Origin of the sequence: Salmonella sp. NW1250, assembly GCF_051812965.1 — a bacterium.
Lineage (GTDB): Bacteria > Pseudomonadota > Gammaproteobacteria > Enterobacterales > Enterobacteriaceae > Salmonella > Salmonella enterica.
The window spans coordinates 98,800-112,060 of sequence record NZ_JAMNDD010000005.1 but is presented as its reverse complement, the minus strand read 5'-3'; the positions used below and the strand labels follow the sequence as shown (position 1 = coordinate 112,060).

At 48.9% G+C, this 13,261-nt stretch carries 15 protein-coding genes; 6 read left to right on the top strand and 9 right to left on the bottom strand.

The genetic code is table 11. From position 1 onward, the window contains the following. Positions 1-76 precede the first annotated feature (76 nt). Positions 77-217, bottom strand: coding sequence for a hypothetical protein (locus NBA72_RS10420; protein WP_001576018.1), 141 nt, complete (start codon positions 215-217; stop codon positions 77-79). A 165-nt stretch (positions 218-382) separates the two neighbouring features. After that, on the bottom strand, positions 383-652 hold the full coding sequence (locus tag NBA72_RS10415; protein WP_011233024.1) for a hypothetical protein: 270 nt from the start codon (positions 650-652) through the stop codon (positions 383-385). Between the two features lie 370 nt (positions 653-1,022). Between NBA72_RS10415 and NBA72_RS10410 the strand changes: the two genes are divergently transcribed. Next, entirely contained in the window at positions 1,023-1,442 is a 420-nt protein-coding gene (locus NBA72_RS10410) for a GNAT family N-acetyltransferase (RefSeq protein WP_000354405.1), read from the top strand. 387 nt (positions 1,443-1,829) lie between these two features. Here NBA72_RS10410 and NBA72_RS10405 read toward each other — a convergent pair whose 3' ends face one another. After that, positions 1,830-2,306, bottom strand: coding sequence for a hypothetical protein (locus NBA72_RS10405; protein WP_042949700.1), 477 nt, complete (start codon positions 2,304-2,306; stop codon positions 1,830-1,832). A 327-nt stretch (positions 2,307-2,633) separates the two neighbouring features. Further along, positions 2,634-3,029, bottom strand: coding sequence for a DUF1398 domain-containing protein (locus NBA72_RS10400; RefSeq protein ID WP_000422887.1), 396 nt, complete (start codon positions 3,027-3,029; stop codon positions 2,634-2,636). 684 nt (positions 3,030-3,713) lie between these two features. Between NBA72_RS10400 and sopE2 the strand changes: the two genes are divergently transcribed. The 3 genes from sopE2 to pphA all read left to right on the top strand — a co-directional run bounded on the left by sopE2 (position 3,714) and on the right by pphA (position 5,759). Continuing rightward, complete coding sequence (sopE2, locus tag NBA72_RS10395; protein WP_042949699.1) at positions 3,714-4,436, top strand: SPI-1 type III secretion system guanine nucleotide exchange factor SopE2; 723 nt, start codon at positions 3,714-3,716, stop codon at positions 4,434-4,436. Positions 4,437-4,720: 284 nt separating this feature from the next. Further along, positions 4,721-4,885, top strand: a complete 165-nt coding sequence (locus tag NBA72_RS10390) for a hypothetical protein (RefSeq protein ID WP_001134853.1) — start codon at positions 4,721-4,723, stop codon at positions 4,883-4,885. 223 nt (positions 4,886-5,108) lie between these two features. Next, a complete protein-coding gene (pphA, locus tag NBA72_RS10385) occupies positions 5,109-5,759 on the top strand; it encodes a protein-serine/threonine phosphatase (protein WP_042949698.1) in 651 nt (216 codons plus the stop codon). A gap of 18 nt (positions 5,760-5,777) precedes the next feature. On the opposite strand, the gene NBA72_RS10380 is transcribed toward pphA, so the two are convergent. From NBA72_RS10380 to yebS, 5 genes are all read right to left on the bottom strand, one after another. Then, entirely contained in the window at positions 5,778-5,969 is a 192-nt protein-coding gene (locus tag NBA72_RS10380) for a YebW family protein (RefSeq protein ID WP_000457838.1), read from the bottom strand. A gap of 110 nt (positions 5,970-6,079) precedes the next feature. Further along, entirely contained in the window at positions 6,080-6,316 is a 237-nt protein-coding gene (locus tag NBA72_RS10375) for a YebV family protein (protein ID WP_024131167.1), read from the bottom strand. Between the two features lie 117 nt (positions 6,317-6,433). Continuing rightward, positions 6,434-7,873 (bottom strand): 16S rRNA (cytosine(1407)-C(5))-methyltransferase RsmF, encoded by a 1,440-nt coding sequence (gene rsmF / locus NBA72_RS10370; RefSeq protein WP_042949712.1) that lies wholly within the window; start codon positions 7,871-7,873, stop codon positions 6,434-6,436. Between the two features lie 77 nt (positions 7,874-7,950). Next, on the bottom strand, positions 7,951-10,584 hold the full coding sequence (locus NBA72_RS10365) for a PqiB family protein (protein ID WP_001529852.1): 2,634 nt from the start codon (positions 10,582-10,584) through the stop codon (positions 7,951-7,953). After that, entirely contained in the window at positions 10,553-11,836 is a 1,284-nt protein-coding gene (gene yebS / locus NBA72_RS10360; RefSeq protein WP_001207293.1) for a membrane integrity lipid transport subunit YebS, read from the bottom strand. The genes NBA72_RS10365 and yebS overlap by 32 nt, the downstream gene beginning before the upstream one ends. Positions 11,837-11,964: 128 nt before the next feature. Between yebS and NBA72_RS10355 the strand changes: the two genes are divergently transcribed. Beyond that, complete coding sequence (locus tag NBA72_RS10355) at positions 11,965-12,462, top strand: GAF domain-containing protein (protein WP_001518229.1); 498 nt, start codon at positions 11,965-11,967, stop codon at positions 12,460-12,462. Between the two features lie 97 nt (positions 12,463-12,559). Then, entirely contained in the window at positions 12,560-13,246 is a 687-nt protein-coding gene (proQ, locus tag NBA72_RS10350; protein ID WP_000431401.1) for an RNA chaperone ProQ, read from the top strand. Positions 13,247-13,261 lie beyond the last annotated feature (15 nt).

Sequence of the window (13,261 nt, the reverse complement as noted above, 5' to 3'; positions counted from 1 at the left end):
TTTAGATAGCCATGAGAGCTCTGTTGCTGAGAGTTTTAGTCGTGGGGTTCTTTCTTCTGTACCGGGTGGTCGCATTTCAAAACTGCAGGAACATCTGCTGAATACTGTATACTCCTGTATTTTGCATGTTGTTGAGATCAGTGTGCAATTCCTCGGTACTGGCTTGTTCTGTATAGGTCTGGAGATTTCTGGGTAGTGTCCTTGTGGACCTGAACATATGTTTTTGATTGAAAATGGCATCGTGTTTTATCCTTTACGCTGTGAAATGTTGTTTTGTGCTCTTCTGTTGTGATTGGTGATGTGACGGGATCGTCCATGCACCCTTCCTTTTATTGACGGCGTATCAGTCCATTGATGCCATGCTCGCTTAATTTGTCCAGCATCAGCAAGCCGTCGTTTTCTTTCTGCTGCAATTCAAGCAACTTAAACCGTATTTCGTTAAGTAAAGGTTTAATAACTCCGCGCTTGCGAACCACCTTTCTGATAACGTCTTTTTCGAAGTATAAACGGCAGAAGTGATTTTCATAATTCGCCTACACTCTTCACCCAGCGCTGGCAAATCTTCAACGCTGAAAGGCTGGGGAGAAGGGCGTCCAGTTGCTGAACGGAGAGCGTACCAAACGCCCTGATTCCACGCGTTATCAAACTTCATACCGTGGTCATCATCCAGACAAGGCGCTTGAGGTTGCTCATATCTTTTGGGGAAAAAGGTTCGGTGGTGGGTACTGGATATCCTGGATCGGGAAGTGGGTTCCACTGGTGCCAAATACAGTGGGCTGGTAAACCGGGTGGATACCTCAAATCCTGACAGGCCAGAGCATCAGCCTGATAAAATCGTATTACTGATTTCTAACCAGTGGCACGTTAATTGTACCAGCTCAGACTCCAACTGACAGTTTGCTTTAAGCGAGTAGCGGACGTGACCTGTCCCGCAGGAGTAAAAATAAACTTTCTATTGATACATTTAATTAACTTATTTATAACGTTATATTCCAAATGCAAACTTGTTCAATTGGATATGTATGGACATTCAAATTACACATCAAGTTACTGAATTTGATAAAGAAGAACTATTAGCCGGATTAAGAAGCTACAATGCTCAGTTCGTCGATTTTAGTAAAAATGGGCAGCTTGGGGTCTACTGCAGAAACGAAAGCGGCGAAATGGTAGGCGGATTAATTGCTGACAGAAAAGGTCCGTGGCTTTGCATCGACTATCTTTGGGTAAGTGAATCTGCAAGGAGCCGCGGTCTGGGGAGTCAACTTATGGAGATGGCCGAAAAAGAAGGTTTGCGGAAAGGCTGTGTTCATGGACTTGTAGATACCTTTAGCTTCCAGGCTCTCCCTTTTTATGAAAAACAGGGTTATATACTTCAAATGTCGCTACCGGACTTTCCTAAAGTAGGTTCGCAAAGGCATTATTTAATTAAGCCCGGTTTATAGCTTTGCTGCATTTGAATACCCATAGCTTTATGAAAGCTGCAATCTGGTGGCTTTATAATATATCGTACTGGTGGCCTGTACACACCATGATCAGCGTCCGCTTCTGGCACAGGGCGGACAGTCAGATTAGGTTTGGCGCTGTGCCATAGATATGTCAGCTCACATTTGTGCTAATACCCCCTGGCACGGCTAGAGGTACTCAGACAGCCGCTTGTAGGCGGCATGGTGCGGATACAAAAACATATTGCGCTGTTATATAAACTGTAAACTGGGCTGTGCGTATAATACGAATCTTTCACTCAGAGAAACCTGCTGACAGCGTTAGTACTCCATTAATTAATTTTATACTAAATCTCTGTGGTATGGCGCAGGCGTTTAGAAGACAGGTCAATTGCGATCTGCTGGCTGGGATTTCGTCGCGCCACTCAAAAATGCGCAGAGTTTTTCACCCGCCGTCAATGGCTCAATGGGCGTTTTTCCGAGGGCGGTCTCAGTCATGACGATGGCAGGACCAATAAGCATGGACCATACTTCGCTCGCGTCTTTCTCAAGCGATGTGAAGGCAAGGAACAGTGTTTTATCTGAAGGAAAGCGGTGCTGAGTATTAAAAAGTTTCAGCCAGGCGCGGGACTGCCGGTCGGCCTGTGTTGAGCGCGTGCCGAAGCGGAGTACTCTTTTTAGTATGGCGATACCCACAATGCCTGGCCCCAGAATAAAGGGACTCCCGACGTTTATGGTGACGCCGACCCCGAGAAAAACGAGGGCGAATGACAGCACGTTATCTACTCTTCTGGTAAGAGTACTGTATAGTTTTTCCAGAGAGTACCGGTAAAGAATTTGATAACTGATTTCATCCTTGCTCATACATCTCCAGATGTTTTTTCGATTACGCTCCGGTATGCTCCCGGAATCCTGACAGATTCTGCAATTATGCCACACTTCCTGGAGGGTATTAATTAGATAGAATATAAATAGCAGGCAAATATTTTGAGCTTTTAGTCGATATCGCTTTGAATATCCTTTCTCCTGCATCAGGAGATGCTGTTGTCGAGCATCGTGTCAAACGTTGCTGCGTCGGTCGGACTGCACAGGGTAACTCTCGTAGTCAGACTCTCATCATGGTCTCAAATGGATAACCCGCAGTCGCAACACGCCGGATGTCACGACTGACGCTATTATTACCCTGGCTTGTTAAAGCGGCATGACCACATTTTCTATATATAATAATTGGTTGTCTTTCGACCAGTATTGTCGAGTTTTTTGGTTTAATTCCACAATCCATTTAAAAACGCCTGCTGTTGCCAGATCGGTACAGTATTTTTCATAGGAATGCTCCCCCGAAAAGTGTTTGGCTGAAGTCAATTTTATTAATTGCGTATTCGGTGTTGAATTGACTTTAATCAGCTTTCTATTGCTTTTAATAGAAATGAAGTGGCCTGCATGAGTGATAATTTTCACATTACCGGTAGCAACAAAATAGATGTAATAAGCGATATTATTATATTCCAGATCGATTAGAAATGCGTTGAAATTTGCATCCTTTCTGACGCGCTCGAAAAAGTGGTTAAGCATAAGCTGTAATTCCATTTGTTAACCTATTGTAAGTTATAATGTTATATGTTGTGTTAGAGTATTGTTGCTTAAAAGCAGCCATACAAAGATGTTACCTAAAAGCAATAATAATCTCCTGGTATCATATAGTTTACGTTATGATTGGAATAGTGTTGCAATTGTTACTGATTATTTCTCGTAGCGCGTTTTTTTGACCACTAATAGATGAGTCAATCCATTTCATTTGTAGTTTTTCTGAACGCCATGAAAAGTCATAATATATAAAAATCAGTTAATTAATTGATATTTAGATAAGGATTACAGTGGTGGAGAGGTTTGGCGTGGAGACTTTATAGGTTTTGAAAAAGCAGCTAACTCGCTGGCAGGATAACTGACAGTCAGCGTTTGAATGGGGGCAAAATCGTAACAACATCAGCATAAATAATAATATTCATGAATGTTTTTGCGTGACGCAGCAGTTGAATTGAAGTGATGTTTTGCCTGTTCAGGATTGTCCCGATAAAAATGTTCCTCGATAAAAGTCGATCTCCTTGCGCCGAAAAAAAACAGGCTAAGTGACAGAAGAACAAAATTCATCAGGAAAATAAAATTTATACAGATCAATGAATAAAAATGGTTGTGGCGAAGGTGGCTATTTTTTGAAAGCAAGAAATATAAATAAAGTGTAGCTATGCATAGGTACCCAAAAGGAGAACTACCGTGACTAACATAACACTATCCACCCAGCACTACAGAATCCATAGAAGTGACGTTGAACCAGTAAAAGAAAAAACAACGGATAAGGACGTTTTTGCAAAAAGTATTACTGCCGTTAGAAATAGCTTTATCAGCCTGTCGACGAGTCTGTCAGATCGCTTGAGCCTGCATCTGCAAACAGACATACCGACTAGCCATTTTCATCGTGGGAGCGCCTCTGAGGGTAGGGCAGTATTAACCAGTAAAACTGTTAAAGATTTTATGCTGCAAAAGCTCAATAGCCTGGATATCAAAGGTAATGCGAGTAAAGATCCGGCCTATGCTCGTCAGACATGCGAAGCCATGTTATCAGCCGTGTACAGTAATAATAAAGATCACTGTTGTAAATTACTCATCAGTAAAGGGGTCAGTATTACCCCCTTTCTAAAAGAGATAGGAGAGGCTGCGCAGAATGCGGGGCTACCTGGGGAGATAAAAAACGGCGTATTTACTCCAGGTGGGGCAGGGGCGAATCCTTTTGTCGTCCCCCTCATTGCTGCAGCGAGCATTAAATATCCGCATATGTTTATAAATCATAATCAGCAGGTGTCTTTTAAAGCGTATGCTGAGAAAATCGTTATGAAAGAGGTTGCGCCGCTGTTTAATAAGGGGACGATGCCGACGCCACAACAATTTCAGTTAACTATAGAAAATATCGCGAATAAGCATCTTCAGAATGCCTCCTGAAGATAGCAAACACAATACCGCTATTAACCATATGAATTAATAGCAGATTTTCTGAAAGTATATATTCATTTTTATGGCGACGCTTTTAACAAAACGTCGTCATCTTTATTTTAATATAAAAATCAAATGGATACCCTTAAAACTTAAAATAATTGTTATTACTCTAAATACCGGCATAACCAGACAGCTTTTTTTGTAACGCTGCGTGTTGTTAAGTCTATGATACCCGCGCACGGATGATGTCTCGATAAGGATTAATGGTCTGTTAACTGTCAGGAGAGGTTATGCCGCCTTTAAAAAAAATTATGCTGCTCCTGTTTGTGGGGGTGATGGTCGCCACAGTAACAACACCTGCATTGGCGCTGGTTTGCCTTGCATCTCACTCAGCTAAAGAGTGTGCTGAAGCCTGTGGTGTCGATATGTGGTTTATGTTTTTGGCATGCTTTTAAGGAGGGAGAATATTGAACGCGAACAGGTGATAGTGAGTAGCTCGCTGCGCCAGGGGATAACGTTCCCTGGCGCAGCCAGTTATATTTTATTGCGGTGATAACAAAGCATTTACTCACTACTGATGAAATTCGCTATTTACAACAGAGCACGTTTACTAAGCAAAAAAAATCTGCATACGCTATCTTTTTATATCTGTCCTGGGTAATGAACGACAGGAAAAACATGATGCGGCCTGAAGATATTTATCAGCGAATAGAGGCAAAGAATTGGCGGCATGTCTGGGTGGTCGGCGATATTCACGGCTGTTTTTCAATGTTAATGAAAAGGTTACGTGAGTGTCGATTTGATCCGCAACAAGACCTGTTAGTTTCTGTGGGCGATATCATTGATAGAGGCCCGGACAGCCTGGGTTGCCTGGCTTTACTGCGTGAGTCCTGGATGACGGCGGTTCGCGGCAATCATGAACAAATGGCGCTGGATGCGCGGGCCTCATCGCAGTCGACGCTGTGGTTGATGAATGGTGGCGACTGGTTTACCCGCCTGACGGCTGAACACGCTGCGCAAGCTGAAGCGCTTTTTATTCTTTGTCAGCGGCTGCCCTGGATACTGGAAGTTCGCTGCCGCCATAGCACGCATGTGATCGCTCATGCTGATTACCCAGCATCAACCTATCAATGGCAAAAAAAGGTCGACTTACATCAGGTTCTCTGGAGCCGCGAACGGCTCATAAATAAGCGCGGCGGGATTAGCGGAGCCGATCATTTTTGGTTTGGCCATACGCCGTTGCGTCGGCGCATGGATTTTGCCAACGTACACTATATTGATACGGGCGCGGTATTTGGCGGGCAATTGACGTTAGCGCGGATACAATAGCGGTATCAGCGACCAGGGTTAAAAATCGCTATATTGCTGCGCAGGTCGCCAGAAGCCGTCGATAAAATCCTCTACCGGAAAACAGCCGCCATGGCGAATCCGTTGATCGTCCATCGAATAAAGACACTGCTGCTCGGTATCGTAGATGTCCACGACAATATCCTCGCATCCTCCATCCAGGTAACATACAAAAAGTACCAGCGCGAACATTACATCCTCAATGTTAACTACTTTACACGATAGTGTAGGAGAGGTTAGCGCAGGGGGGAAATGAGAAAAGGAAGAATAAATAACCCGCCTGGCGACGGGTTCTTTTTGAGTCAGGCAAGACGCATAACCCAGGCATCAGATTTAGGATCGTAATGATTACGGAACAAAACGGAATGTTCCCCGTTGAGAATGGCGGGAACGCTGGTTTCGGCATCCCAGGCATCCAGTTGCATACATAAATCCGGATCGGATTTACAGGGGATAGTTAACGTTCGCTCCCCCGGCGATTCGCCATGTAATTCGGCATCGTCGATTTCAAAAGCGCCAATGCGCACACTGGTTTTCATCATCGTGCTCTCCGTTAATACGCTAATTGTGGTACGACCAGTTTAGCCGTCCATTTTTCAGCGTAGTCAACGTACGCAAAAGCGCCAGTCAAAAAGTGCGGTTTTTTTGTGCGCCTTTTAACTATTACCAGTAAAGAGTTTGCCATCACGTACCAGTTCACGCGGGTAACTGTTCTTTATTCTTGAGCCGATACGTTTTGCCAGACCAAGCGGCTGATGCTGGAACGTCACCAGGACATCATCAGCGGCAGGAGGTGTTTGCGGATAAATATCCCGACCGCGATACCACTCCTCCGCCTCTTGCGCAGAAAGTTCGAACGCGTGAGCATGAGTCGGGCAGGCAAGGGCTATCGTCGCCTCATGTTGCCAGCGATAGCCTTTATTATGACTTTCGGCCAGCTTAATGCCGAGCCGGGAAAAACGGACTTTTCCGATCAGTGATTCAATTTCTGCCGGGAACAGCCAGACCTCTTTTTCACGCTGCCAAAGATGGAGATTTTCATCCCATAGCAGTCCGACGGCGTTGGCCGCCTGGCTAACGTGTAATGCTTCGCGGCCTTTGAGGGGGGTAAAAGGAAACGTCCCCACTTTATACCCCGGCGCGGGCATGGCTGGAAGGGATGACATTTTACGCAGACGTGCGACAAAGAATCCTTCGCAGTCGTAAATTTGCGGGAAGACGTGCAGGAAGCCTTCCGGGGTGAGGGCGCGGTCAGCGTCAGGAAACAGATCACCCAGCGGCAAAAATTCAACGGCGCCGGCGTAGGTCTCTTTCAGCCAGAGGCAGACCGCTTCGTTTTCCTGGCGATTTAACGTGCAGGTGGAGTAGACCAGCGTGCCGCCGGGTCGTAAAGCATGAAAAGCGCTGTCGAGCAGTTCCCGCTGTGTCGCCGCGATATCCAGATTGCTTTCTGGCGACCAGTTTTTTAGCGCATCAGGATCTTTACGTACTACGCCTTCGCCAGAGCAGGGCGCATCCAGCAGGATAGCGTCAAACATCTCCGGTAACGCAGCGCCAAATACGCGGCCATCGAAATGCGTCAGTGCGGTATTGGCGATTCCACATCGGCTGATATTAGCGTGCAGAACTTTGACGCGGCTGGCCGAAAATTCGTTGGCCAGAATGGCGCCGCGGTTCCCCATGCGGGCAGCGATCTGCGTGGTTTTGGAGCCAGGCGCCGCTGCCATATCCATGACCCGCTGCGGATGATTATCATCGGCGAACAGGGCCGCGACCGGCAGCATCGAACTGGCCTCCTGAATGTAAAACAGGCCGCTTAAATGCTCAGCGGTACTGCCAAGCGGCAATGCCTCTTCATCATCGCGCTCGATCCAGAATCCTTCATGACACCACGGAATTGGCGTGAGCGACCAGCCGTAGGGCGCGATTAGGGCAAGGAAATCAGCCACGGATATTTTAAGCGTATTGATGCGTATACTGCGGCGCAACGGGCGTTGGCAGGCCGAAATAAATTCATCAAAAGAGAGCGTGGAAGGCATTGCTTCACGCATTTGCGTCAGAAAAGCGTCAGGAAAATAGACAGCGTGTTGAGCCACAGGTGTATCGCCGGCAAAAAAACAGGCGCGCAGTGTAGCATAAAACGCTCCGGCGCGAGTACGCCGGAGCCTGGTGTTTAACGTGGCAGAGCGGTGCCCCATTCACGCCACTCTTTCGGTTCGCTCTCTTGTAACAGGAAATGCTTACCGGCTTGCGCTTTTGGCGCCAGCGGCGTACCTGGTGGAGTAGCGAAGGCGATACCGCCACGGATGAACTGATTAAATGTCCCCGTTTTCACCACGCCGCCTGTCAGACCAAAGTCGAGACTATAGCCGGAGGCGAGCCAGAATACGGAGTTATTACGCACCAGATATTGGTAACGCTTACTGATACGCAAGGTGATCATCACGCGATCGGAGAGCGACCCCAGGGACATTCCGGTGACGGTTCCCACTTCGATACCGCGGAACAGGACGGGGGTGCCAATATTAAGCGAGCCTGCTTCTGGCGCCTCCACGACGATGCTTAACCCATCCAGATAGCGTGAGTCGGTAATCGTGGCTTCCTGCAGTTCAAAGTCGCGCCGTGCCGCGCCGCGTCCTGGCTCAACGTTAATATAGGGCTGGAGAATCGTATCCAGATGCTCGACGCCTGCCGCGGAAATTTGTGGCGTAATAACGGAAAAACGTGTCCCGGCGCGGGCAAATGTCTGTACGTACTCCGGATAAAGTACGGCTTTTGCCTGCACTTCATTACGTGCGGTGATCAATTCCAGCGTCTGGATCTGGCCGATATCAATACCGAGGTAACGAATTGGCATCCCTTCCGCCAATTTTCCGGCGTCGAACGCGTGCAGCGTAATTTGTCCGCCTACCGCGCGGGCGGAAGTTTCTGAAGCATAAAGAATGCGTTTATCGCCTTTGCGCCTACTGGCGCTGGCGCCGCTCAGGTTATCAAAACTAATGGCCCCTTTCAGTGCGCGGGAGAGTGGCGAGGCCTGTACCGTTAGGCCGCTGCCGTTAAGTTGCACCTTCGCGCCGCCTTCCGCCCAGAACACGCTATTGCTGGTTAACAGGTGGCGATACTCCGGCTTAATATGCAGGTCGATGTCAAAGGTATTGGCGCGTGGGCGAACGGTGATGACTTCGCCTACTTCAAATTTTCGATACAGCACGACGGAACCTGCCTGGACATCCGGCAACGTTTCGGCCGTCAGCGTTAAGGTGGTAGTCGGTAAGTCACTGAGACTATTTTCCAGCGCTTTTTCCAGGTTAGCATAGAGCGGGTAGGTGGATTTCATCTTCCCGCTCGTACCGGGTAAAATACGAATTCCGCCGTCAATCCACTCGCTGGCGCTGGCGCCAAGGAACTCTACGCCGTCAAGGCCGACTTTGACATCCACCCGGCTGTTGACCACGAATTTACTGTCGCCCTGTACCAAATCCCGGTGCTGCGGTTCAATCGCGACGGTGAATGACACGCCTTTACTGGATAAGTTGCGCTCAATGACCTGGCCAATTTTTACACCATGTAAAATTAACGGCTGGCCCGGTTCGATGCCGTAACTTTCCGGGGCCGTCAGCGTCAGGGTTAAGGCATTCGCCTCATGCAGCAGGGCTTTTTCACCCGGCACCACCACAAATTCACTGCGCGGTTCGCCGTCGCCCGGCACCAGTTCGAAGGTTTTTCCGGTTAACAACGAACTGATATTCGCGTCGCTCAGCGACAGTTTGGGATTGCGTAACTCAATGCGCGTATTTTCCCGCATCAGCGGAACAACGCTGGGATCGACGGTCATCTCTCCGGTGACTTTACCGCCAGGGTTGAGCGTCAGTTTAGAAAGCTCACCCACCTCCAGTCCCTGGTACATGAGCGGCGTAGATTCCGCCTTCAGACCGTCTCCGCTGGGCAGCTCAAGTTTAACGATTACCCCTCGTTGGCTGTGGGCTAAATCTTTATATAAGCCGAACGTGTCATCCTGGGCGGCGGGTTTGGAATTGTCCGGCGAATCAAACGCAATCGCACCATTGACCAGGGCCGCGAGGCTCTCCAGTTTCACCTTCGCGCCGCTCAGGCTTAGATCGGCGTCAATGCCGGAGACATTCCAGAAACGGCTGCCTTTTTTCACCAGATCGGTAAACCGTCGCTCAATCAGAACGTCAATCGTCACGCCCTGTTTGTTAGGGTTAATCGAATAGTCATACACCCGTCCGACAGGGATTTTACGGAAATAGACCAGTGAACCGCTATTAAGCGAGCCGAGATCCGGCGCATTGAGATGAATCATCAGATCGCCGTTGCTAAGCCGGTATTTAGGCTGTGTATCCAGGGCGACGAAATGATCTCTGGGCTTGCCTTTACCTGGCATCATACCGATGTAATTCCCGCCGACCAACGCATCCAGGCCGGAAACGCCCGCCAGCGAGGCTTTGGGCGTCACCAGCCAGAATTGCGTCTCTTCGCGCAACGCATCTTCCATATCTGATTTGATACTGACGCGAACTTCAATTTTGCGCAGATCTTTGCTCAGACTGACATCTTCCACGGTGCCGACTTCTACTCCCTGATAACGCACGGGAGTCCGGCCTGGTACGATACCATCCGCCGACATAAAATCGATAGTCACGCTATTGCCGCGATCCTGGTAGCTATCCCATACTAGCCACCCTGCGATCATTAGCGCGATAAGCGGTAGCAGCCAGAAAGGTGAAATACGGCGTTTGGTTTTAATTTGCGCTTCAGTCTTCGAAGCGGGCGTTTCCTGACTCATGTGCATCCCAAAGTAAGCGGCTATCCAGCCATTCCACTGCAAGAATAGTCAAAATTACCGCTGCGCCGAAATAAAACGCAGCCGGTCCCATAGTAAAAGCCAGAATCTGATCGCGATTAATCAGAGACATGGTTAACGAGATAACGAAAAGATCCAGCATCGACCAGCGGCCTATCCATGTCACCAGACGCAGCAACAGAATTCGCGTCCGCAGTCCCTGTTCGCATTTAAAATGGATACTCAATAGTAGCGTAAACATCACGATGACTTTGGTAAACGGCACCAAAATACTGGCGATAAAAACGACGGCGGCGACGGCGATATTGCTGCTGGCAAGCGACATAATGCCCGACAGGATAGTATCTTCCTGACGCCCGCCATTAATGTAGATTACCGAGATAGGCAGCAGGTTTGCCGGCAGCAAAAAGACAATAGACGCCAGCAAGGCCGCCCAACACTTCTGTATGCTCTGTTTTCTGCGTAACCGTAGCGGAATATGACAACGCGGGCAGCGTCCTTTCGCATCCGGATAGCCGCTAAAGTGGCAGCCAAGACAGACGCGCAATCTTTCGTCCGCACGTTGAGCAGGGCGCTGCGGATAAAATCGTTCCCATAGTTGCTCCACATTCAGATGAATCATAGTCAGAATGCTAAGAACCACCAACGAAACGAACGCTAAAAGCCCGATGCCCGGCTGCAGAAAGGCATAGTCCTGCACTTTGATAGAGGCAACGCCAATACCGACCAGATAGATGTCCAGCATCACCCACTCTTTCAGTTTTTCCAGCATCAGCAGGACTGGACGCAGATTCATGCCGAGAAGGCTGCCAAACCACAGATAAGCAATTGAAAAAACCAGAATAAGCGGCGCGCCAACCACGCAAAAGAGCACCATTGCGGCGGTTAACGGATCGCCCTGCTGCGTCATTTGCCAGATGCCGTGCATCACATTGGCATCAATGCGTACGCCCAACAGGTAGATATGGAGTAACGGTTCGCTCCAGGCAAACGGCATCAATAGCAGCATGGTTACCGCCATCGCGGTCAGCCGCGTCAGCGACCAGTCGCGCCCATCGCGAATTTTGGCCTGGCAACGAGGACAATAAGCGCTTTGATGAGCGCTCATCTCCGGCAAGCTGAACAGCATGTCGCATTCAGGGCAGCGCTGGTAGTGGCTGCGCGGCAGCGCTTCGCTAATTGACCTGATCGTTAGCTTTTTTGTTGGCGTGACGTGTGAGGTGTTCAGAGCCATGTATCGTGAATCAAAGTGTTAGAATAATGTAATCTTAACTCATGACAGGAATAATCTTGAGCAAGAACGCATTTAATGCTTATTTTAATAGCCTGTGTTTAGGAGTAAGACCACGAAGTGATTATATAATGAGCAAAACAGAACTATACGCGGCGTTAAACCGCGATTTTCAGTCGTTAATGGCAGGTGAAACCAGCTTTCTGGCCACGCTGGCGAATACCAGCGCGCTACTGTTCGAACGTCTTACCGAGGTGAACTGGGCAGGATTTTATCTCCTCGAAGGCGATACGCTGGTGTTGGGGCCGTTTCAGGGGCGAATCGCCTGTGTGCGGATTCCGGTTGGTCGCGGCGTGTGCGGCGCAGCGGTAGCGCAGAATAAGGTTCAACGTATTGATGATGTTCATGCGTTTGACGGCCATATTGCCTGTGATGCCGCCAGCAACGCCGAAATTGTGCTGCCTGTCACGGTTGGCGAACGGATTATCGGCGTGCTGGATATAGATAGCACGGCGTTTGGCCGTTTTACCGAAGAAGATGAACACGGCCTGCGTACGCTGGTCGCACAGCTTGAAACCGTGCTTGCAACGACGGATTACAAAAAATTCTTTGCGAGCGTCGCAGGATAATCAACGGATAACGTAGCAATTACTGATGGCGTCATTATAATGACGCCTGTTCATGCCTGCTGCTTGTTGGCTACGTCCGTTGTAATCAGGAAATTTCATGGAAAATCAACCTAAGTTGAATAGCAGTAAAGAAGTTATCGCGTTTCTGGCCGAGCGTTTTCCTCACTGTTTTAGTGCGGAAGGCGAAGCTCGCCCGCTGAAAATTGGTATTTTTCAGGATCTGGTAGAGCGAGTTGGGGGCGAAATGAACCTCAGCAAAACGCAACTTCGTTCCGCTTTACGTCTTTATACTTCAAGCTGGCGTTACCTGTACGGCGTTAAGCCGGGCGCAACGCGCGTCGACCTTGATGGCAATCCGTGCGGCGAGCTGGAAGAACAGCATGTCGAACATGCGCGTAAGCAGCTTGAAGAAGCCAAAGCCCGTGTTCAGGCGCAGCGCGCAGAGCAGCAAGCGAAAAAACGCGAAGCTGCCGCGGCGGCTGGCGAAAAAGAAGACGCGCCGCGACGCGAGCGTAAACCTCGCCCGGTAGCGCGTCGTAAAGAAGGCGCTGAACGTAAACCTCGCGCTGATAAACCGACGACGAAAGCGCCGCGTGCGCCTCGCGAAGAGAAGCACACGCCGGTTTCTGATATTTCAGTATTGACCGTAGGGCAGTCCCTCAAGGTGAAAGCGGGTAATAATGCGATGGATGCCACCGTATTAGAAATCACCAAAGATGGTGTCCGTGTACAGCTGAATTCGGGTATGTCTTTGATTGTACGCGCAGAACACCTGGTGTTCTGAAACGGAGGCCAGGCC